The following is a 19,994-nucleotide window of genomic DNA, read 5'->3' as shown; positions in this document are numbered from 1 at the left end:
AGAAATTAACGGTACTTTTTACAGGTAAGCGTGATATGGGGATGGCAAGTACATACCACGACAAAACGGATCGGGCGATTCAAGCCCGGTCCGTTTTATGTTTCGGCTGCTTGGGCCAGATGAACGCGGAGATCATAATGAGACCATCGATGACGAACACGATACTCCAAACTCGCAGGATCCCGCCCAGCGCTTCGGTCCGACTCGGATCGTTGATGAAGGTGATCATGCCAAAGAGCAGTGCTCCGCCAATCAGGAAAGAGAGGGCATGGCGCAGAAATCCCTTCAGCTCGTGCTTGGCATACTCCAGGCCATAACGTTTGGGCGGTCTAGCGTCCTTCTCCCCGACGAACAGATAACGGTACCAACGATCGGCCCAATCGATCATGCTCTTGCCGAAAGCGATCGAGACCCCGATATATACGGCGGCGATTCCATGGGCTGTCGTTGCTACGGCACCGTTATACAGGTCCACCCCGGTGAGGACGAACAGCAGCAGATCGATCACCGGCGTTAAGGCCAGCAAAGCCATCCTTTGGTCGCTTTAGTCCATAACGAACGGATAATCCTGCAAGAATCACGATCCAAAAGGCGATCTCACAGGCCACAATCATCCAGGCAATAAAGTTCATAATGACCTCCAGTAACAGATGAAATGTAAAAAGGTTGAGTGTATTGTAACATCCTGTTTCAATTAATACAACTGTACTAAATAAATTGTGTGATCCGCCCTGGAGGTGCTAAACTAGAGGCATGCCAAAACTAGTAGATCATGAACAAAGAAAACAGATTATAGCCGAAGCAACCTGGCGGGTGATTTTGAAGCAGGGGATGGAAGGGGCCACCGTTCGCAATATCGCTAAGGAGGCGGGGCTTTCACCGGGGGCGTTGCGCCATGATTTCAACTCGCAGGAGGAGCTGCTGCGCTATGCGATGAACCTGGTGAAGGAGAGAGCGACGGAACGAATTATCGAAATCTCCGCGTTGGATCTACCGCCGCTGGAGAAGGTGCTGAGGATTTTGCAGGAGGTCGTGCCGACCCGTGAGGAGACCCGGGCGGAAGCGGAGGTGTGGATGGCGTTCACGGCCTATTTCAGGCATAAGCCGGGGAAGTTTGATGCGCGCCATGACGGGTTGTACGACTTGATGCAGCGGTTGATCACCACCATGGATCAGCATGGTTTGCTGCAAGCCGGGCTGGATCGGGAGATGGAAACGGTGCGGCTGCACGCGTTGATCGACGGCATCACCTTACATGCCTTGCTTGATCCCTTACGGGTGGATCCAGACAAAATCAACCGCGTTCTGAAGGCTCATCTAGACTCGATTACGAATGCAGCCAAGGATGAATAGCCTGCAATAGCCTACAACCGCAACGGGTTGCCCCGAATCCGGTAACTTGTCTTTTCCCGAGCAGGGCTAGTCTGCATAATCGGCCAAGTTCCCTCATAGACATGTATCAGTTTAGGAAATCAAACTGCAGAGGGGATGATCTCATGCGCCGTTTCACGTGGATGCTGACCATCGTGATAGCCTTAAGCTTCGTGCTGGCTGCATGCGGGAAAAAGGACGCCGACGGCGTCGTCAAGGATTTGGACAAATTGGTTGCCCAGTTGGAGAGTTATCAGGGCTCCGGCACGATGACGCTTTATACGGGTGACAAGCCTCAGGAGTACAAGGTGGAGGTCTGGTACCAAAATCCGTCGTTCTACCGGATCGCGCTCACCAATGCTCAAAAGGACGTTACGCAAATCGTGCTCCGCAACGAACAAGGCGTATTCGTACTGACGCCAAGCCTGAACAAGAGCTTCCGCTTCCAAAGCGACTGGCCGGAGAACCAAGGTCAAGTGTATCTGTATCAAACGCTGGCTCGCAGTATCTTAAGCGACAGCTCGCGGCAATTTGAAAGCGACAAGGATAGCTACATCTTCGATGTTGCGGCTAATTACAACACCCATGCCTTAGTCCGGCAAAAAATCTGGCTGGCCAAGGACAACTATGCGCCGAAGCAAGTTCAGGTATCCGATGCCGAAGCGAAAGTTGTTGTCGAAGTGAAATTCGATAAATTCGACTTTGGCACCAAGTTCGACAAGAACTCGTTTGACATGCAGCATAACCTCGATACAGCTGCCCAGAATTCCCAAGGCACGTTGCTGGAAGTTGACGAGAACGGCATGCTTGTGGAGAAGACGCCAACCGATGAGGCAGCGGGCGCAAACGGCGATGCAGCAACCGATGAAGCCAGTGGCAACACATCTTCGGCTGCACCGGCGTTGACGGAACCCTTTGGCGTAATTATCCCAACATATTTGCCGGATGGGGTCTTGTACCAGGATGACAGAGCCGTGGAAGGTACCGATCGTACGACTGTACTGCTGCGGTATGACGGTACATATCAATTTACGCTGACGGAGACGCGTTCGCCGGACCGCACTGCATCGCTCGTACCGGGTGAATTCATCGATATGGGCTTTACGTGGGGGCTGCTGACCGGCGATACTCTGCGGACACTCACCTGGACAGTGGACGGATTGGAATTCCGGATTACGAGCGAGAATCTGCCGGTGACCGAAATGGTTAAAATTGCCGCTTCGATGCAGGACCAAACCGGTAAGTAACACAAGGAACAGGCGGATTGCGGCTGTGCCGGAGGGGAGGAGCGTTCCCCAGGCCCCGTGGATTCGCCTCTTTCTTCTATAAGGGTGTATTAAGCGCCTCCTCAGGAATTGGGTTCTTTTGCAGAATTGACAGCCGCATTCATGAACATTACCATTAGGATATTGCTCAGATATTTGAACTCTCAATCTTTGGAGAAGGTGACCCGAAAGTGCAAGTGATGTATCGACCAACCCATGCGGAAATTGATTTGGACGCGCTGCGCAGCAATTTCGAAGAATTGCGGAGAAGACAACCGAAGGACATGAAAATGCTGGCATGTGTAAAAGCTAACGCGTATGGGCATGGTGCTGTACCTGTGGCGAAGGAGTTGGAACAGATCGGCGCGGATTATCTCAGCGTCGCCTTTCTGGACGAAGCGCTGGAGCTTCGGAAAGCCGGCATTCAGCTGCCGATTCTCGTGCTAGGATATACGCCGCCACACGGGGTTCGCACCGCTTGGGAGCATGATGTCACGCTAAATGTCTTCAGCAACGAAGTGCTGGAGGCGATTGAAGCGCTGAATCCTGCTGAATTCCCGCATAAGCTGAGAGTCCATATCAAGATCGATTCCGGCATGGGCCGCGTCGGACTGCTGCCTGGAGATGAGGCGGTCGCCTTCGTACGCAAGGCTATGCAAGTGCCGCATGTGGAAGTAGAAGGCTTGTTCACCCACTATGCCACGGCGGACGAGGAAGACAAAAGCTATACATTGGAACAATATCGCCGGTTTCAGGGCGTGGTGGAAGCGCTGCGGGAGCATAATATTCGCATCCCGATCATACATACGGGAAATAGCGCAATCGCCATTGATATGCCGGAACTGTCGGTGCAAATGGTCCGCATTGGCATCGCACTGTACGGCTTGTATCCATCCGACGAGGTGAGACGCGATCAAGTGAAGCTCACCCCGGTTCTCTCGCTGAAAACGGAAACGGTACGGGTGAAGACGTTGCCTGCCCATTCCGCCATTAGTTATGGAGCGAGATACATCACCGAGCAGGAAGAGCGGATTGCCACGCTTCCGATCGGGTATGCCGACGGATATTCACGGATGTTAAACGGCAAGGCGCAGGTACTAATACGCGGCCGCCGTGTCCCTGTAACAGGCGTCATATGCATGGACCAATGTATGGTATCGCTTCAAGCTTTGGCTGAGGAAGCCGAAGAAATTCAAGCCGGCGAAGAGGTTGTGCTCATCGGCCGGCAAGCCGGCGAGGAAATTACCGCCGGGGAGCTGGCTTCCGCCATGGGAACGATCCATTACGAGTTGATTTGCATGCTGGCCCACCGAGTGCCCCGGGTATACAAACGAAAGGGCGAATCGGTCTTATTGCTGAACCCGCTGCTGTGACGGAATTGGCGCAGCAGACAAAATTCAACAAAACTTTCCCTGCGTGAAGGAATTTATGCCAGGTCTATCGAATATTAAACATGGAAATGATCAGGTATGTACGGCACCACTGTTTTTGTTTATAATGAATTGCAGCATACTTGATATACGCTCGGCATATATTTCTTTTGTATAAATTTCCTTGAATAATGCTATACTGATTATCAGGAAACAGGGGCGAGTAGGTTTTGGGGGTGGAAGTTTTAAGATGGCTAATATGCACAACACCAAAAGAATCATGATCAGTTTGCCGGATCAGCTATTGCAGGAAGTTGATGGAATCGTGGCGATGGAGAACTCCAATCGCAGCGAGTTGATCAGGCAGGCCATGAAGCTGTATCTGAACGAGCGGAAGAAACGTTTCATCCGCGAATCGATGCAGCGCGGCTATATGGAGATGGCCAAAATTAATTTGTCCATGGCCTCCGAAGCGTTCCATGCGGAAGAAGATGCAGACATCACTCTGGACCGCCTAGTAAGCGGGGTGTAAACATTGATCGTAAAGCGCGGCGACGTTTTTTTTGCAGATCTCTCCCCTGTGGTAGGTTCTGAGCAGGGCGGGGTCAGACCGGTGCTTATCATCCAGAATGATATCGGAAACCGATTTAGCCCAACGGCCATTGTTGCTGCTATTACGGCACAAATCCAAAAGGCGAAATTGCCGACCCATGTTGAGATTGACGCGGCAACTCACGGATTTGACCGGGATTCCGTCATCTTGCTGGAGCAAATTCGAACGATCGATAAACAAAGACTAACGGATAAAATTACGCATTTGGATGAGGAGACGATGAAGAAAGTGAACGATTCGCTGCTCATCAGTCTCGGTTTAATTGATTTTTGAACATTTATCACTCATGTGTGCGTTTTTAGAATGACTTTTTACGCTCCGGACGTTGTTCCGGGGCGTTGTTTATTATGCGATAAAATTCATAAAGGATCTTATAATTTTCCTATTTGTCGCGAGGGCAATTCGAGTACGATGAGAGTAATCACGGATAAAGGAGAGGTTGCCGTTTGAGCGCTCAATATGAAATCTATGACGATCCCTTCAAAATGTTGATTTTGCTGGCGACGTTCGTGGCCGAGCAGCAAGGCAGCGAGCTGGATTACGAGAACATCGTGCCCTTCGAGAACGACAAATTTTCACTGACGAACGGCCGGTTCCTGTACAAAAAAGATCAGGTCGAGATCACCTGGTACCAGTTCCTTGGACGCGATATCCATTGCAATAAGGATCTGACCCGCCAGGAATACAACCGGATGTTCGTCGATTGCATGGCATCGGTTTACGGAGTGAGCTAGGCTAGCGAAACGAGCAAAAGTGCAAGCGCAAGGGAGTTCCTTGGCGGCTTGCACTTTTTTATTGTTGCTTGGACGGTTGGGTGGTAGGGGGCAGTCTGGTAAGGTGGTGCGGCTCGGCTCGGCGGAATGTATTCGATTTTTCATATAGAATTGTGTTGATTTCGGGGATTAGGGCGGATTCTATTCGATTTTTCATATAAAAAAACGGATTCCGGCACCCGCAGGGCACATTCTGTATGAAATTTCATATATAATTCGCTAAAACCGGTGAATCTGGTGAATTGTATTCGATTTTTCGAACACAATGGTTGACTTAATCGGTCCGCAGCGCGTAAATCGGGCGCAGCTTGGCTGCCTTGTTCGCTGGAATCATCCCAAAGATGATGCCGATGAACAAGGAGAAGCCAAAGGCGATCAGGACGATCGGGAGCGATACGGTGGTCGTTAGCGACGAATAGTGGCCGATCAACGCGCTGGCGCAGTAGCCCAGCCCGATGCCAATCAAGCCGCCGAAGCCGCTAAGTGCCGTCGATTCGACCATGAATTGCATCAGGATGTCACGCTTTTTGGCCCCGATCGCTTTGCGAACGCCGATTTCCCGGGTGCGCTCGCTGACGGAGACGAGCATGATGTTCATGATCCCAATGCCGCCGACGAGCAGCGAAATGCCGGCAATGCCGCCGAGCGCCAGCGACAGTATTTGGGTTGTCGAATTTAGCGTGTCCAGCATCTCCTGGGAGTTAAAGATACTGTAGGCGTTGTCGGCATTTTGGAACTTTTTATCCAAGGTAGCTTCCAGCAACGCTTTGACGGTTTCAATCTGCTTGGTGTCCTCAACCTGTACCGTAATCGAACGCACACCGCGGCTTTGCAGAAAGCGCTCGGCCGTAGCGATTGGGATCAGCAGCTTATTATCGTTGGAGGCGGTCAGGCTGGAACCTTTCGATTCCAACAAGCCAACGATTTTGAAGCTGCTGCCGTTAAGCTGAATCGTTTGTCCAATCGGGTTATCTGTGCCAAAAAAAGTCTCGGCAGCTTCGGTCCCGATCAACGCCACCTTCATGCGGAACTCATTGTCCATATCGATGATGTAACGTCCGGCTTGGACGTGGAAATCCTGGACCTCCTCGTAGGAAGGCGCGATGCCTTCTACCGAAAGACTGTCATTTACCGTTCCTTTCTTGGCCGTTACAGAGCCGTTGATCACGGGGGATACGGCCTTCACCCCTTCGATCTCCCCCAGAGCCATCGCTTCCTCAAAGGAGAGTGAGGTGGAGCTGCCCCGGCCCATGATGTTCACCGTAAGCAGGTCGGTTCCCAAGCCTTCGAGTTGGTCCGTAATCTGCGATGTGGTGCCTTGCCCCACAGATACGAGCGTAATCACCGAGGAGACGCCGATAATGATGCCTAGCATCGTAAGAAAAGAGCGGATCTTCGCTCCGGCGATGCTTTTCCAGGCCATTTTGATGCTTTGCAGAAGATTCATGCCCGGCTCCCCCGATCTTCAACAATTCGTCCGTCCTGGATTCGGATGACCCGTTTGGCTTGCTCAGCGATGGACAGATCGTGGGTGATAATAATGATCGTGTGGCCGAGTGCATTCAGTTCCTTCATCTTATCCATCACTTCGATGCCGGTCTTGCTGTCCAGCGCGCCGGTCGGTTCGTCCGCGAGCAGGAGCGGCGGGGAGCCGGCGATTGCACGGGCGATGGCCACCCGCTGCTGCTGCCCGCCTGACAACTCGGAAGGACGATGGTGCATCCGGTCTTCCAAACCAACGAGACGGAGCGACTCTTCGACTGATTTTTTTCGCTCCTTGTGCGGGACGTTGCGGTAGATGAGCGGCAGCTCAACATTTTCGTAGGCGGTTAATTTGGGCAACAGATTAAACTGTTGAAAAATAAACCCAATCTTCTCATTGCGAATCGTGGCCAGCTTGTTATCGGACAGCTTGCGTATGTCCTGCCCGTCAAGCAAATACGTCCCTTCGTTGGCGACGTCCAGACAGCCCAGCATGTTCATCAGCGTCGACTTCCCGCAGCCGGACGGGCCGATGATGGCGACGAATTCGCCATGCCGGACCTGAAAGCTGATATCGCTGAGCACGGTCATCATCTCTCCGGCCATACGGTAGCCGTGTCCGAGGTTCTGCACGTCGATCAGTGGGGGAGATATTGCCGCCATTATCGGCCACCTCCGCCGCTGAACCCGCCTCTTCCGGATGGAGCCGCACCGCCCCCGCCAGAAGCGGCGCCTCCGGCTCCGCCAAATCCGGCACTGCCTCCGCCGAACCCTCCCTGCATTCTCATTTGCTGTTGGATGGAGGAACTCGAAGAGTTGCTGATGATCGTCGGGATCACAACCTCCTGGCCTTCGGTTAGTCCGCTGACAATCTCGATATACGATTCGTTATGCACGCCAACCTCAACGACCTGGATACGGCCGTTCATGCCGCTGGTGCCTCCGGCAGCACCAGCTGCGGCATCGGGCTGTGCAGTGCGGCCTGTGCTGGGCGTGCTGCCTTCGGCCGGCGCGCTGCCCGTGGTCGGCGCACTGTCAGCGGCCGGTGCGCTGCCCGTGGTCGGCGCACTGTCAGCGGCCGGTGCGCTGCCTGTAGCCGGCCCGCTGCCCGACCCTTGCGGACTGGCTGCGCCACCTGCCGCACTTGTTCCGTCGCTCCCCGTTTCGGGCAGCATGACGAAATACCGGCCGGCCCGCTGCTGAACCGCCTCGATCGGCAGGGTTAAGATATCCTTTTTCTCCTCGGTGATGATCGTTGCTTCCGCTGACATGCCTACCCGCACGCCTTCAGAATTGTTCAGGGCGATCGTGACATCAAATAACGACACACCGCCCGAGGCAACCCCTTCATTCGCGATGTCAGAGACAACACCTTCAAAAGTCTGATCCGGAAAAGCGTCAACTTGAACGTTCGCCTTCATGCCCTTTGTGACGCTGGGGATATCCAGCTCGTCAACCTGAATTTTGACGCTGAGCTTCTGGTAATCGTTAATGACAAACAGCTCGCTACCGCTTTTGGCCTGTTCCCCGGCGGTGATGTTGACTGCGGTGACCGTGCCGTCAATCGGGGAGGTTAACGGATCGGGAGGAACCATTGCCTCCTGCAGCTTAGCGATTTCCGCTTCCGTATTGCTGATGTTTAGCTCTTGCTTGGCAATTGATTTTTTCGTGGCGTTTAGTGTTTGCTCGTCGGCGCCTTCTTGCACTTGACGTTTAAACTGATTTTGCAAATCAACCAGGTCCAGTTTCTGCATTTCCAGGGAGGATTGCTGTTCCTTGATGTTGTCGGTATTATCCGTGCCCTCAAATGTCAGCAGCACCTGGCCTTCTTCCACGACGTCTCCCGTCTTTACAAGAACTTCGCTTACTTTCCCCTCGTCCTTCGTACGTACGCTTTCGCTCTCGGTTGAGACGATCGTACCTGATCCGGACACGCTAACGGTAATGTCGCCCTTGCTGACCCGGGTCGTATTCTGAACGGGCGCCGCCGTCTGATTCTGCTTGTCCGGCAGCTTTAGAACAAGGATGAGGGCAATGGCGATCAGAACCAAGGCTCCGCCCCCAATCCACAACCATTTCTTCTTCATCGAATCCCTCCAACGATGATGTATTCTACCGGCAGACGGCAGTGCTTGTACCGGTTCTCTGCAAATCAAAACCATTTTAGAAGATGAAGATGAGGCGAACCTTAAGTGAAGCTGAAAGTTTTCTGAATGATTTTTCATAAAAAGACCAATTCACGGGAAATAGCCATGGCGCCATTCACAACGATCAAGTACAATGGATGTAACATATTTTGGGGAGGACTTTTTTTTCATGGATCAACGTCCGTCTGAAACATCTTATTCGTATTCCACGTTTAACCAATTTCCGCCGCCACCACCGCCGACGCCGCCCAAAACAAACGGCAAATCCATCGCATCGTTGGTGCTGGGCATTCTCTCGATCGTCATTCCGTATGTCGGCTTTATTTTGGGGATCGTTGCGATTGTGTTCGCCAGCTTGTCGTTTAAGGAGATCAAACGGAAGGGCGAGCAGGGCAAGGGACTTAGCATCGCGGGTCTCGTTTGCGGTATCATCGGTACGGCACTGTACGGTATCATTATTGTGATTGCCATTATTGCGGTATTGGTCTTTGCTTCATCGCCAGACATCTACGGCACGTTTTAAAGAACTGAATGAAAGCACCGTTGCCTTGGGCGCGGTGTTTTTTTTTCGTCAACTCTGACTTCGATGGGTTTGGACATGCTGGAAAAGGCGCGCAAAGTTTGTGATAATAGAAACAATCGCAATTTTTAGAATGAAAGAGGGATTTGGCCATGACGCAAACGGAGACGAACGGAACAGAGGTGCAAAGTATGGCCGATGCGGGGGAACAGGAGCGGATCTTCGCCCAGATCGCGAAGGAGCTGGGACTCTCCCTGAAGCAGGTGCGAACAACGATCGGGCTGCTGGATGAGGGCAATACAATTCCGTTTATCGCCCGTTACCGGAAGGAAATGACCGGGGAGCTGGATGAAAACCAGCTGCGCAATATTGAAGAGCGGACGCAATACCTCCGCAACCTGGAGGAACGGAAACGGGAAGTCGTCCGGATCATCGACGAGCAGGGCAAGCTGACGGACGAGTTGGCGGCCGCGATCGCGAAGGCGGTGAAGCTGCAGGAAGTAGAGGACTTGTATCGACCCTTCCGGCAAAAACGCAAAACCCGCGCGAGCGTAGCGAAGGAAAAGGGTCTGGAGCCGCTGGCGGAGTGGCTGTTGTCGCAGCCGAAGCAAGGCGATCCACTCACGGAAGCCGCGAAGTTCACCCAGGCTGCCGGGAAGGAAGGAGGCGTAGAAACGGCCGAGGAGGCGCTGCAAGGGGCGATGGATATCGTCGCCGAGCAGGTGGCGGATGAAGCGCCGACCCGGGCTTGGGTCCGGAAATATACGATGGACCACGGAATGATGGTGTCCGAAGCGAAGTCACCGGAAGAGGAATCCGTCTACGAAATGTACTACAACTATCGGGAACCGGCCAAAAAAATGCCGCCCCACCGCATCCTCGCCATGAACCGCGGCGAGCGGGAGAACGTGCTGAAGGTGTCGCTGGAGGTAGACGCCGAGGCGATCTGCCGCCACATCGCCGGCCAGGTGATCCGCGGACGTTCCGCAACGGAGGACGTGCTGCGCGCGGCGATCGAGGATGCTTATAAACGCTTGATCGCCCCGTCGATCGAGCGGGAGGTGCGCGGCGAGTTGACGGAAAAAGCCGAAGCCCAGGCGATTTCGATCTTCGCCGGCAATTTGCGCAGCTTGCTGCTGCAGCCGCCGGTACGCGGCAAAACGGTGCTTGGCGTTGACCCAGCCTACCGCACCGGCTGCAAGCTCGCCGTTGTTGACGACACCGGCAAGCTGCTGGAGGTGGCGGTCACCTACCCGACGCCGCCAAACAACAAGAAAAAGGAAGCGGCAATCAAGTTCCACGAGCTGATCGACAAATACGGGATCGAGCTGATCGTGATCGGCAACGGTACGGCCTCGCGGGAGACGGAGCAATTTGTCGCCGAGGTCATCGCCGAGCGCAAGGGCAAGGACCGCGAGCTGGCGTATCTGATCGTCAACGAGGCGGGCGCCAGCGTGTATTCGGCCTCCAAGCTGGCGCAGGAGGAATTTCCGGATTTGGACGTGGCGGAGCGAAGCGCCGTATCCATTGCACGGCGGGTGCAAGACCCGTTGGCGGAGCTGGTTAAAATCGAGCCGAAGGCGATTGGCGTTGGTCAATACCAGCACGACGTGTCGCAGAAGCATCTCGACGAAAGTTTAAAGAACGTGGTAGAGTCGGCGGTAAACCATGTTGGTGTGGACGTCAATACCGCTTCGCCGGCGCTCTTGTCCTACGTATCTGGGGTTAATGCGACGATTGCGAAGAATATCGTTAAGTTCCGCGAGGAGAACGGACGCTTCAAGAGCCGCAAGCAGCTGCAAAAAGTACCGCGACTTGGCGCCAAAACTTTCGAGCAGTGCGTAGGCTTCCTGCGGATCGACGGCGGCGAGAATCCGCTGGACAAGACGCCGATCCACCCGGAATCTTATGACGTGGTGCACCGATTGTTTGCCGAGCTGGGGGTATCGATGGATCAGCTGGGCTCCAAAGAGCTGAATGAGAAGCTGGCTGCGTTGAATCCGGACGAACTGGCGCCTCGCCTCGAGGTGGGCGTTCCAACGCTGCGCGACATTCTCGAAAGTCTGCAGCGCCCGGGGCGTGACCCTCGCGAGGAGCTGCCGCCGCCAATCTTCCGCACCGATGTACTGAAGATCGAGGACTTGGTGCCCGGCATGGAACTGCAGGGGACGGTGCGCAACGTCATCGATTTTGGGGCTTTTGTTGATATTGGCATCAAAAACGACGGGCTCGTACACATCTCCCAACTGAGCAACGGGTACGTCAAGCATCCGATGGACGTCGTCTCGGTCGGCGACAATGTCACCGTCTGGGTGCTGAACGTGGATGTGAAGAAAGGCCGGGTTGGTTTGACGATGCGGGGGCCTTCTGAGGTAAAGGCACAGTAAACTCATAGAGAGCCGGTGATACGGGTGGGCCGTGTAACCCGGCTCTTTTTTACGAGAGCGAGGGCCGTTCTCCAAGCAGATTTGCTGCTGTGGAGCCGGCCCCTTTTTTTGATCAAGTGCTATTGCATGTGGTTGGTGGTTTCGGTCTGTTTTTTTTGGCGGCTATAATAAAAAAACCAACAATCGTTTAACAGCCGAATTTGACGGCGATCTCTCTTGTTAAAGGCATGCATGATCTGATTGCTAAGCCAGTTTGGCAAGCGTATCCCCTCCTCCGGAAACCCATTGGTATGGTTAGGGTATGGGGAATTCCCCCAATCCGTGCAAGTCCCCTGCAAATCGCCGGTAAATTCTGGATTTTGAACACGGTGGGGGAATGGAGAGGCAGGGGTGCGGTTTGGCCTTAACTGACCGGGTGGGGTCTGCCGGGGCTGACGCCACTCCAATGGAAGTCAGAAAAGGTTGGTGCTGCCTCTGCGCTGTTGGGTCTATTCTAACGGAACTCAGAGACGTTATTTGCTCGAAAACGGGCATGATCCGTTTCTAACGGAACCAGGAGACCTTAATTGGTGCGTGGACAGCGAAATGGCCGCAAAAACCGTGCAATAAGGTCTTTCAGTTCCGTTACAGCGGGAAATAGCCGGGAAATAGGCAAATAAGGTCTCTACGTTCCGTTAGAGCAGCGGCGGGGGTGTGACGACGAGCTATGCCCGGAAGAGCGCCGCTGCGGGGTGTGCTAGGCTCCTCCGACCAAAGTGAAAAAGCCGACCAATTCCCTCTACCTTACGGAAAGGGATAATCCTGGCCGGCTTCATTGCTTCCTTGGCAGCAGCCTTAGAGTTACGCGCCTTCTTCTTCGTACCATTGCTCCAGCTGAGCCTGGAGGGCACGGATTTCGGTGAGCAGCGAAATCAGGGGATAATTTTCCTCACGGATCGCGGAGAAAGCGGACTCCAGTCCGTTAATATAATCCAGCCCGCTCGTGATCTGCAGCGATTCCTGCAGGAGCTCGAGCTGGTCGCATTCGGCAATCGCACGCGGCAAGGTCGGAACCTCGGCAGCCGTCAGTTTATCGATTTCCTTGTTCAGCCGCAAATTCAAAGCGCTAAGCTGGTAGGCGTAGTCACGGGGCATTTCAACGAAGATCAGATCCTGGTCCTGCTGTAAAATGACGTATCTCATTAGGGACATGCTTAACGATTCTCCTTTTCTATCCATCCTACTTGACAGTGTAGCGTAAGGAGAAGTTAAAATTCAAGTAACGAATCTAGCAGATTTTCATGCGCTTCTACGAACAGGAAGGGGAGAGACGATGACGGATGAGCAGCTGCAAGCCTGGATCGAGCAAATCTCGCTGCGTTCCTTCGGCGTGCCTTTCCGGCATAGGGCCCGTTTTAACAGCAGGTTAAGAACAACCGGAGGGCGTTATTTTATGAAAACCCATCATATCGAGATCAATCCCGCCCAACTGGCCGCCTATGGGGAAGAGGAAGTCGAGCGTATCATCAAACATGAATTGTGTCACTATCATCTTCATCTGGCGGGACGAGGATACCGGCATCGCGACGCGGACTTTAAGGCCCTGCTCCAAAAAGTTGGCGGCAGCCGCTATTGCAACGCCTTGCCCGGGGCAAAACAGCGCAAAACCTTGCCGCAACGCTATAAGCTGGTATGCGCCGATTGCGGGATGACGTATCTGCGTAAACGTCGAGTAGACCCAAGCCGCTACCGCTGCGGCCGATGTGCGGGGAAGCTGCGGCTCTATGCATTATCCGGCGGTTAAGGTGTGCTATACTTAAATCAAACAACCTAAGGAGGGATGTCAGATGGCCCAATCTCAAGCCAAGAAGCATCGGCAAAAGCTCATCCGAGAAGGCAAACGTAGCCCGGAGCTCAGCCGCAGTCCATTTGCGTTCCAAGATCTGCGAACCCGCAAGACGAAAACAAAGCAGGAACAACTTCATCGGCAAAAATATAAGAACCACGCTTCCATGTATGGAGACGATGGTTCTTATTATTTTAATCCTCGGAATCTATGCTTTTCGATACGGTTAAAAAGATCTCGTACATCGTACTTTCCTCCGACGTTTTGGTCTGGTGCTGCTTGAGAAACGCCGTGACCCAGTCCTGAAATTCCTTCGCCTCCTGCGGGGTCAGATACACGTGATCGGTGGTCAATTGCCCGGAAGACGTTTGCGAGCGGGATGCTTTCAAAAACCGCTTTTTGCTTTCATCATATAAATTGCTTAGCAGCTTCTCGGTTTCTGTCAAAGCAACCTGCCTCATGGAATCATCAAAATAACTCTTCTTAATCTGAATAGCCCCCTCATAGGGCTCATAGTACTTCGCCGTAATGCCGTTGATGATCTTCGTGTCCACGAGCTGCAGCAGGCCGATGCTCTCCAGTTTTTTGGCGTGATAATAGACCTTGGCTGGAACTTCCCCCATCTTATCTGCCACTTCCTTCATCGTTGCCGGACGATTTAATTGCTTAAATGTATCCAGGATTTGAAGGCGATACGGGTCAGAATAGATCCGAATGTCCTCCAGGGTTTTTAATTCCTTCACATTGTCCACCAGTAAGCCCCCCACCCGAACCTTAAACGGTTGTCGTCATTGTTTTAGTATAGCCTGGGTCTATCAAATGCGCAAAGCAGAGGAAGGCGTCAAATTTCCATAAAGCTTCGCTGCTTCAACAAGAGCAGTATCGGGATGAGCAGGAGGCACCCAAAGCTCACATACAAGAGATGGACGGGCATCCATTCCCCTATCACCCCGGCCAGCGCACTGCCCGCAGGGATCGCGCAGGTGCAGACCATGGAGTATAACGCTCCGACGCGGCCAAGCAGTTCCTTGGGGACACTTTCCATAAAGTAGGTCGTGGATGGGGTGTTGCACAATGAGACGGAAAGTCCCATGCCAAAGGAAAATAACGCAGCCAAAACAAGCGGTTGAACCGGAATGACTGCAGGCAGGTACATCAGCGCATAGTTGGCTCCAAGCAGCAGGTAACCGGTGAGGATGAGCCGGCTTTTTTTGTAGGCGGAGCCTTTCTTGCCAATCCATAATCCGCTGACAATAGTCCCGCAGATTAAGCTAAACCCCATCAAGCTTAGGCCGGCAGGACCTGAACCTAAAATTTCATCAACATAGACGGCGTTTAGGACGTTAAACGGGGATAAGCAGAAGTTCACGAATGCCGCAGCCATCACGATGGTTATCAGTAGCTTATTGGATACGAGATATTTTAACCCTGCTTTAAGTTCTTGAACAAAGGAGTTATCTGGTTGTGCAGCTTTGAGGTGAGGTGCAGGCGAAGTTGGGTTGGCGTTTGGGCTGGTGTTACGGATCAGCAGGATGAAGCCGGCCGCAAGGGTGAACGTAATTCCGTCAATCAAAATTGCAGCGGAGATGCCCAAAGTTGCAATAATGCCGCCGACGGTGGCCATGCCCGCTAATTCAGCCGCCCGCGAAGCGGAGGTGCTGAAGGAATTGCCGCTGAGCAGCTTTTCCTTGGGCAGCAGTTGGGGAACCAAAGCCAGTTCGGCAGGAGAGGCAAAGCATTCCAGCGTGGAGGTCAGAAAGGTCAGCATATAGAGATGCCAGGGGGCAAGCCAGCCTTGCCAATAGAGGAAGGCCGTGAAGCAGACGATGAGGCCGCGTCCCAGATAGGTGAACGCCGCGACCTTTTTCTTGGACCAGCGATCCACCAGTGTTCCCGCGAAAAAGCTGAAGGCGATGTTAGGGATGAAATTGAGGGCAAACAAGGTGCCCATCATCAGTGTGGAGCCGGTCAGTCTGTATACCATCCAGCTATAAGCAATCGAGTCAATGGAATCGCCAAAACGGGAAATTACACGAGCGAGCAAAAGGTACATAAACGGTTTATAAGCTGCCAGCTCACCGAACCGGATCAACGGCTGGCTTTTGACGCGCACTTCTTGAGACATGAACACTCCTCCTACACAATAAAAATGTTAATACGTTAAAAATATTTTTACGTCAAGTTTATTTTATCGTTTTTTTGATGGAATGCAAATCTTTTTTTGGCGGGCTTGTCCGACGGGAAGCGGCGGCAAATTCCTCTACCCGTTGTTCCGGTGCGAAACCAGGCAGGAGAAAGAAGGAAGGGCTTACAAAGTGCTTTGATTCTTGACTTTGCTGCGTAACTGTGATAAATTAAATGGTGTTCTCACTAATTTCGTTCCCCGATAGCTCAGTCGGTAGAGCACTCGACTGTTAATCGAGTTGTCACAGGTTCGAGTCCTGTTCGGGGAGCCATTTATATGGAGAGATACCCAAGTGGCTATAAGGGGACCCTCTGCTAAGGGGTTAGACTGCGTAAGCGGTGCGAGGGTTCGAATCCCTCTCTCTCCGTTTTGAGATACATCATGATAAGAGCCTCCGGCGATCCGGAGGCTCTTTGTTGTAAGAAGGATGAGAACTCTCGGATGAATTTTGTTAAATTAGGGCTTGCAAGCCGAAAATCTTTTTGCTATACTCAATTTTGTCGCCGCTTCTAGTGGTGATTAAGCTGTGGCCCGTTGGTCAAGGGGTTAAGACACCTCCCTTTCACGGAGGTAACAGGGGTTCGAATCCCCTACGGGTCACCATCCTATTTCTTTGATTCATCAATTTCATATGCGGTAGTGGTGGAATGGCAGACACGCTATCTTGAGGGGGTAGTGGGCGTACGCCCGTGGAGGTTCGAGTCCTCTCTACCGCATCCTAAGAAAGTGAAGAACCTTGCGTTTAGCAAGGTTCTTTCTTCATATGCCCGAAGGCATAGGCAAGGGCTAGATTTCGAGTAAGGTACGAATCGCATAAGCCACTCCATGTTCGTCATTGGTTCGGGTGACCGATGTGGCCAGGCGCTTGATTTCATCTACGGCATTTCCCATGGCAATTTTGGTTCCTGCGACTTGAAACATGGATATATCATTGTAGCTGTCGCCAATCACGACGGTATTGGTCAAATCCACTCCCAAATGACCGGCGAGAAATTGCAAAGCGTTACCTTTGTCGGTTTCCTTCGCGATGACCTCTACGATATGCTTGGCAGAGGAGGTCGTTTGCACCTGCGGCTGGCCGTTAAAATGCTGCGTGATTTCGTCGAGTTTGTCTTCGTTATAGGTAAACACCAAAAGCTTATACACAGGCCGCTCTTGCTCTATTAGCTGCAGCGGATGGTCGATTCCCTTGAAACCAAATTGAACGAATTGGATTTTGGCGCTCTCCCACAACCGGTCCCGATCGACCTCTGGATTTGCGCTGACCAGCATATCCATTTCAGCCAGCAGCTTTTGCTCGCCGTTTGAAGGGGAATAGATGGCTTCCGGACAAAAGATTTCGAAATAGACGTCCTGTTTCAGCAAATAACGAACGGCTTCCGCGGCAGCGTCCGGGTGAATTGGCGTTTCCCGCAGCAGCTTTCCTTCCCGGTCGAAAACCTCCGCGCCATTGGATGCGATAATGGGGATGGACAGCTCCCCGGTTAAATGTCTGGCGTCAAAGCTTGCTCTACCGGTACAAAGCGTTACGGTATGCCCCTGGTCCACGGCATGTGAAATGGCGTCCAAGCCTTGGGAGCTCGGGCGGCTGTTCGAGGTAAGCAGCGTTCCGTCCAGATCTACAGCGATCAGTTTCATTGTTTGTTTCCTCCTATCCTTCCATCATTGGTGAGGGTTATCTTTTGGTTATGAGTATAAATTATGAAATGCATTTCAGGTCAAGGAGAGATCAAAACGTGGCAACTCAGCTTTGGATAATTGTTCTGATTGGAGCAGGAACCTATTTATTACGGGCAGGTTCCTTGGTATTAGGCAGCCGGATCCGATGGTCTGATTCTACGAAGGAATGGCTGGCGTACGTGTCGCCTGCCGTGCTTGGCGCGCTGATCGGGCCGCTGCTGCTGCTCGAAGATGGAAAGTGGATTCCGCTCTCGGATAACCTGATGCTGTTTGCCGCTATTCCTACGATGATCATCGCCTGGTGGTCACGCCGTCTTCTGTTAACAGTAACCGCCGGCGTGCTGTTTTATGCTGGTTTTCACGCTTGGATTGGCTAAACAGGATAGAAAGATAGATAGAGGGAGAGGAAGCAGTCATGAACCGGTCGAAACGAAGTGAAGAGATTCAAAAGGCGCTGCGGGATGCGTTTCCGATTATGCTGGCTTATTTTCCATTGTCCATGACTTATGGTGTGCTTGCTGCGGCGGGAGGATTGCCCGGGGGAATGGCCGTATTCAGTTCGGTATGGATCTTCTCGGGAGGGGCCCAGTTTATGCTGCTAGGCATGTTAGCATCCGCTGCGGCTCCCGTGACGATCGTAACGACACTGCTGCTGTTAAACATGCGTCATGTCCTTTATGGGGCAACGATGGGGCCTTACCTGGCGACATGGCGGGAGTCCCCGAAATGGCTGGCAGCGATCGGCCTAACCGACGAAGGGTTCGCGGTCACTTCCAGCCGGGCAGCCCAAGGGGAGCCCATTTCGCCTTCTTATTATATAACTTTTGCGCTGGCGATTTATGGATCGTGGATTGCCGGTACAGCGGCAGGCACCGGATTGGGGAGTTTCGTCACCGCAGAGCTGGCTGAAGTCTTAACTTTTGCGCTGCCGGCGCTCTTTATCGCCTTGCTTGCCGGGGGCGAGCGTACTTTGCCATTCCTGGCCGCAGCCGGCTGCGGGGCAGTGCTCGCCACTTTGGCAGGGATGCTTCAGCTTGGGGGGATCGGCCTGATCGCCGGAGGTTTGGCCGGCGCTACACTTGGGCAGCAGCTCAGCCGAATCCTATCACGGCGTTCGAAGGCCGCCCGGGACAAAGCTGAACGTGCGATTCGCTAATGCTAAGCGTTTTGTGTAATTATTCTTGCTTGGGCGGCAAGTCCAGATTTGAGGAATATTTGGGATATAATGCCCGGATGCAATCAGGACAAATGTCGTGCGTAAATTCCGCGTGCGTATGCTTGATCAAGTAAGCTTCGGTGGTGCACCACATGTTGTCTTCATCCTTGATCTTCTTACATACGGCACAAATGGGAAGCAGTCCCCGGAGCGTGCGGATATGTGCGAGTTCATGCTGGATTTGAAGTTGCAGACGCTTCAGCCGGGTGATGTTGGTACAGGTGATCACGATGCCTTGAGGCGAAAAGGGGTTTTCTTCCGCATATGGGGTTAATTCGGCAAGAAACCATAACTCAGCATCTTTGGTAGGGGCCTTGAATTCAAATTCAAACCTCTCGGTTTCCCCGCTTAAGATTTTCGAAAATTGCTCCAACAGCAGATGGGGGTTAAAATAAGTATGATCATGCGGCCCATGCTGAAAAAACTGAAAAACATTTAATCCGGGCCGTGCCCAGCCCGGAGCAACGCCCAAAAAGGCGGCTCGGTTGGCCCAAGTTCGGTTGACAGAGATGATCGTTCCATTTGGTTCTATGATTGCAACGCTCTGATTCAAAGAATGATAGGGTGCCTTCCATTGGGGATTGTCATTCATGGCGGGTACGCTCCTGTCATGAAACTGAGGGCAGTCTTCCGACCTATTAAGTACTTGCCGGCGCTGTGTTAAGATATAGACATAGTTCCAGCATTTCACTTTATTATAAACGTATTTAAGTCGTTTCACAACTTTTAAATTACTTAAAAACGTCATCAAAGCTGTTGAGGAAGGTTGGAGAGAAGTTGTCAATCTACGAACGTATTGAACTGCTGATCAAAAACGCCGGAATGACGAAAAAGGCGTTTTGCCTCGAATTGGGGATCAGTACCGGGAACTTCGGGGATTGGAAGCGGGGAAAGTCCACGCCAAGTACAAATAAATTGATTGAGATCGCTGCTTTCTTCGATGTCAGCCTGGACTGGCTCATGACTGGAAAAGAGAAACAGGCGGAATACGTGCAGGACCAAAGAACGGAATATATCTCCACCGATAAAGACTGGATTTCGTTCATCGGCACGTTAACCGAAGCCGAGCGAGCTTTCGTTCGGGAATATATCGAGTTTGTTCGTTACCGGAGGCGAAAGTCCGGCCGGATGGACAAATAATTCCACTTTACTTTTGAATA

General features: G+C 52.6%; 21 protein-coding genes, 4 tRNA genes and 1 pseudogene. 16 read left to right on the top strand and 10 right to left on the bottom strand.

All coding sequences use genetic code 11. From position 1 onward, the window contains the following. Window positions 1-79 precede the first annotated feature (79 nt). Window positions 80-632 (bottom strand): annotated as a pseudogene (locus M3G15_RS01595) (hypothetical protein). Window positions 633-753: 121 nt separating this feature from the next. Between M3G15_RS01595 and M3G15_RS01590 the strand changes: the two are divergent. From M3G15_RS01590 to M3G15_RS01565, 6 genes are all read left to right on the top strand, one after another. Beyond that, window positions 754-1,353: a TetR/AcrR family transcriptional regulator gene (locus tag M3G15_RS01590; protein ID WP_260069874.1), complete on the top strand. Its 600-nt coding sequence runs from the start codon at window positions 754-756 to the stop codon at window positions 1,351-1,353. A gap of 143 nt (window positions 1,354-1,496) precedes the next feature. After that, window positions 1,497-2,618 (top strand): LolA family protein, encoded by a 1,122-nt coding sequence (locus tag M3G15_RS01585; RefSeq protein ID WP_260069873.1) that lies wholly within the window; start codon window positions 1,497-1,499, stop codon window positions 2,616-2,618. Between the two features lie 209 nt (window positions 2,619-2,827). After that, window positions 2,828-4,009 carry an alanine racemase gene (gene alr, locus M3G15_RS01580; RefSeq protein ID WP_260069872.1) on the top strand — a complete coding sequence of 394 codons (1,182 nt, stop codon included), beginning with the start codon at window positions 2,828-2,830 and terminating at the stop codon, window positions 4,007-4,009. A 247-nt stretch (window positions 4,010-4,256) separates the two neighbouring features. Then, complete coding sequence (locus M3G15_RS01575; protein WP_016313120.1) at window positions 4,257-4,538, top strand: CopG family ribbon-helix-helix protein; 282 nt, start codon at window positions 4,257-4,259, stop codon at window positions 4,536-4,538. 3 nt (window positions 4,539-4,541) lie between these two features. After that, window positions 4,542-4,892 (top strand): type II toxin-antitoxin system PemK/MazF family toxin, encoded by a 351-nt coding sequence (locus tag M3G15_RS01570; protein WP_009226461.1) that lies wholly within the window; start codon window positions 4,542-4,544, stop codon window positions 4,890-4,892. 173 nt (window positions 4,893-5,065) lie between these two features. Further along, window positions 5,066-5,353 (top strand): hypothetical protein, encoded by a 288-nt coding sequence (locus tag M3G15_RS01565; protein WP_009226462.1) that lies wholly within the window; start codon window positions 5,066-5,068, stop codon window positions 5,351-5,353. A 313-nt stretch (window positions 5,354-5,666) separates the two neighbouring features. On the opposite strand, the gene M3G15_RS01560 is transcribed toward M3G15_RS01565, so the two are convergent. From M3G15_RS01560 to M3G15_RS01550, 3 genes are read right to left on the bottom strand one after another with little or no spacing between them, the layout of a single operon-like run. Continuing rightward, a complete protein-coding gene (locus M3G15_RS01560) occupies window positions 5,667-6,839 on the bottom strand; it encodes an ABC transporter permease (protein WP_260069871.1) in 1,173 nt (390 codons plus the stop codon). After that, window positions 6,836-7,537 carry an ABC transporter ATP-binding protein gene (locus tag M3G15_RS01555; protein WP_260069870.1) on the bottom strand — a complete coding sequence of 234 codons (702 nt, stop codon included), beginning with the start codon at window positions 7,535-7,537 and terminating at the stop codon, window positions 6,836-6,838. The genes M3G15_RS01560 and M3G15_RS01555 overlap by 4 nt, the downstream gene beginning before the upstream one ends. Next, complete coding sequence (locus M3G15_RS01550) at window positions 7,537-8,961, bottom strand: efflux RND transporter periplasmic adaptor subunit (RefSeq protein WP_260069869.1); 1,425 nt, start codon at window positions 8,959-8,961, stop codon at window positions 7,537-7,539. The genes M3G15_RS01555 and M3G15_RS01550 overlap by 1 nt, the downstream gene beginning before the upstream one ends. A 229-nt stretch (window positions 8,962-9,190) precedes the next feature. On the opposite strand from M3G15_RS01550, the gene M3G15_RS01545 reads away from it, so the two are divergent. Then, complete coding sequence (locus M3G15_RS01545) at window positions 9,191-9,544, top strand: DUF4190 domain-containing protein (protein ID WP_036646263.1); 354 nt, start codon at window positions 9,191-9,193, stop codon at window positions 9,542-9,544. A 149-nt stretch (window positions 9,545-9,693) separates the two neighbouring features. Then, window positions 9,694-11,928: a Tex family protein gene (locus M3G15_RS01540; RefSeq protein ID WP_311202243.1), complete on the top strand. Its 2,235-nt coding sequence runs from the start codon at window positions 9,694-9,696 to the stop codon at window positions 11,926-11,928. Window positions 11,929-12,047: 119 nt separating this feature from the next. Here the strand turns inward: M3G15_RS01540 and cmpA are convergent, their stop codons facing one another. Next, window positions 12,048-12,188, bottom strand: a complete 141-nt coding sequence (gene cmpA, locus M3G15_RS01535; RefSeq protein WP_260069868.1) for a cortex morphogenetic protein CmpA — start codon at window positions 12,186-12,188, stop codon at window positions 12,048-12,050. Between the two features lie 580 nt (window positions 12,189-12,768). Beyond that, a complete protein-coding gene (locus M3G15_RS01530; protein WP_009226473.1) occupies window positions 12,769-13,119 on the bottom strand; it encodes a hypothetical protein in 351 nt (116 codons plus the stop codon). A gap of 121 nt (window positions 13,120-13,240) precedes the next feature. On the opposite strand from M3G15_RS01530, the gene M3G15_RS01525 reads away from it, so the two are divergent. Then, window positions 13,241-13,711 (top strand): SprT family protein, encoded by a 471-nt coding sequence (locus tag M3G15_RS01525; protein ID WP_260069867.1) that lies wholly within the window; start codon window positions 13,241-13,243, stop codon window positions 13,709-13,711. A 236-nt stretch (window positions 13,712-13,947) separates the two neighbouring features. Here M3G15_RS01525 and M3G15_RS01515 read toward each other — a convergent pair whose 3' ends face one another. Next, window positions 13,948-14,505, bottom strand: coding sequence for an ArsR/SmtB family transcription factor (locus M3G15_RS01515; protein ID WP_036646271.1), 558 nt, complete (start codon window positions 14,503-14,505; stop codon window positions 13,948-13,950). An 89-nt stretch (window positions 14,506-14,594) separates the two neighbouring features. Further along, window positions 14,595-15,878: an MFS transporter gene (locus M3G15_RS01510; RefSeq protein ID WP_009226476.1), complete on the bottom strand. Its 1,284-nt coding sequence runs from the start codon at window positions 15,876-15,878 to the stop codon at window positions 14,595-14,597. Between the two features lie 255 nt (window positions 15,879-16,133). Between M3G15_RS01510 and M3G15_RS01505 the strand changes: the two genes are divergently transcribed. The 4 genes from M3G15_RS01505 to M3G15_RS01490 all read left to right on the top strand — a co-directional run bounded on the left by M3G15_RS01505 (window position 16,134) and on the right by M3G15_RS01490 (window position 16,654). Continuing rightward, window positions 16,134-16,209, top strand: a tRNA-Asn gene (locus tag M3G15_RS01505). A gap of 7 nt (window positions 16,210-16,216) precedes the next feature. After that, a tRNA-Ser gene (locus tag M3G15_RS01500) sits at window positions 16,217-16,305 on the top strand. A 161-nt stretch (window positions 16,306-16,466) separates the two neighbouring features. Next, window positions 16,467-16,541 (top strand) — tRNA-Glu (locus M3G15_RS01495). Between the two features lie 30 nt (window positions 16,542-16,571). Further along, window positions 16,572-16,654, top strand: a tRNA-Leu gene (locus M3G15_RS01490). A gap of 70 nt (window positions 16,655-16,724) precedes the next feature. Here the strand turns inward: M3G15_RS01490 and M3G15_RS01485 are convergent. Continuing rightward, window positions 16,725-17,576, bottom strand: coding sequence for a Cof-type HAD-IIB family hydrolase (locus tag M3G15_RS01485; protein ID WP_260069865.1), 852 nt, complete (start codon window positions 17,574-17,576; stop codon window positions 16,725-16,727). 98 nt (window positions 17,577-17,674) lie between these two features. On the opposite strand from M3G15_RS01485, the gene M3G15_RS01480 reads away from it, so the two are divergent. Next, entirely contained in the window at window positions 17,675-17,995 is a 321-nt protein-coding gene (locus M3G15_RS01480) for an AzlD domain-containing protein (RefSeq protein ID WP_036646274.1), read from the top strand. A gap of 38 nt (window positions 17,996-18,033) precedes the next feature. Then, complete coding sequence (locus tag M3G15_RS01475) at window positions 18,034-18,774, top strand: AzlC family ABC transporter permease (protein ID WP_009226479.1); 741 nt, start codon at window positions 18,034-18,036, stop codon at window positions 18,772-18,774. Between the two features lie 19 nt (window positions 18,775-18,793). Here M3G15_RS01475 and M3G15_RS01470 read toward each other — a convergent pair whose 3' ends face one another. After that, entirely contained in the window at window positions 18,794-19,426 is a 633-nt protein-coding gene (locus M3G15_RS01470; protein ID WP_009226480.1) for a nitrogen regulation protein NR(II), read from the bottom strand. Window positions 19,427-19,656: 230 nt separating this feature from the next. On the opposite strand from M3G15_RS01470, the gene M3G15_RS01465 reads away from it, so the two are divergent. Beyond that, window positions 19,657-19,974: a helix-turn-helix domain-containing protein gene (locus M3G15_RS01465; RefSeq protein WP_050769818.1), complete on the top strand. Its 318-nt coding sequence runs from the start codon at window positions 19,657-19,659 to the stop codon at window positions 19,972-19,974. Window positions 19,975-19,994 lie beyond the last annotated feature (20 nt).

Source organism: Paenibacillus sp. p3-SID1389 (assembly GCF_025151705.1).
GTDB classification, from domain to species: domain Bacteria; phylum Bacillota; class Bacilli; order Paenibacillales; family Paenibacillaceae; genus Fontibacillus; species Fontibacillus phoenicis.
This window is presented reverse-complemented; position numbering and strand designations above follow the sequence as displayed.

What these genes read in the sequence shown, in the direction of transcription:
- M3G15_RS01510 (WP_009226476.1), bottom strand. Translation starts at nt 15,878, where the DNA reads ATGTCTCAAGAAGTGCGCGTCAAAAGCCAGCCGTTGATCCGGTTCGGT.
- M3G15_RS01525 (WP_260069867.1), top strand. Translation starts at nt 13,241, where the DNA reads ATGACGGATGAGCAGCTGCAAGCCTGGATCGAGCAAATCTCGCTGCGT.
- M3G15_RS01555 (WP_260069870.1), bottom strand. Translation starts at nt 7,537, where the DNA reads ATGGCGGCAATATCTCCCCCACTGATCGACGTGCAGAACCTCGGACAC.
- M3G15_RS01560 (WP_260069871.1), bottom strand. Translation starts at nt 6,839, where the DNA reads ATGAATCTTCTGCAAAGCATCAAAATGGCCTGGAAAAGCATCGCCGGA.
- M3G15_RS01575 (WP_016313120.1), top strand. Translation starts at nt 4,257, where the DNA reads ATGGCTAATATGCACAACACCAAAAGAATCATGATCAGTTTGCCGGAT.
- M3G15_RS01485 (WP_260069865.1), bottom strand. Translation starts at nt 17,576, where the DNA reads ATGAAACTGATCGCTGTAGATCTGGACGGAACGCTGCTTACCTCGAAC.
- M3G15_RS01585 (WP_260069873.1), top strand. Translation starts at nt 1,497, where the DNA reads ATGCGCCGTTTCACGTGGATGCTGACCATCGTGATAGCCTTAAGCTTC.
- M3G15_RS01540 (WP_311202243.1), top strand. Translation starts at nt 9,694, where the DNA reads ATGACGCAAACGGAGACGAACGGAACAGAGGTGCAAAGTATGGCCGAT.
- M3G15_RS01550 (WP_260069869.1), bottom strand. Translation starts at nt 8,961, where the DNA reads ATGAAGAAGAAATGGTTGTGGATTGGGGGCGGAGCCTTGGTTCTGATC.
- M3G15_RS01475 (WP_009226479.1), top strand. Translation starts at nt 18,034, where the DNA reads ATGAACCGGTCGAAACGAAGTGAAGAGATTCAAAAGGCGCTGCGGGAT.
- M3G15_RS01470 (WP_009226480.1), bottom strand. Translation starts at nt 19,426, where the DNA reads ATGAATGACAATCCCCAATGGAAGGCACCCTATCATTCTTTGAATCAG.
- M3G15_RS01530 (WP_009226473.1), bottom strand. Translation starts at nt 13,119, where the DNA reads ATGTCCCTAATGAGATACGTCATTTTACAGCAGGACCAGGATCTGATC.
- M3G15_RS01465 (WP_050769818.1), top strand. Translation starts at nt 19,657, where the DNA reads ATGACGAAAAAGGCGTTTTGCCTCGAATTGGGGATCAGTACCGGGAAC.
- M3G15_RS01590 (WP_260069874.1), top strand. Translation starts at nt 754, where the DNA reads ATGCCAAAACTAGTAGATCATGAACAAAGAAAACAGATTATAGCCGAA.
- M3G15_RS01545 (WP_036646263.1), top strand. Translation starts at nt 9,191, where the DNA reads ATGGATCAACGTCCGTCTGAAACATCTTATTCGTATTCCACGTTTAAC.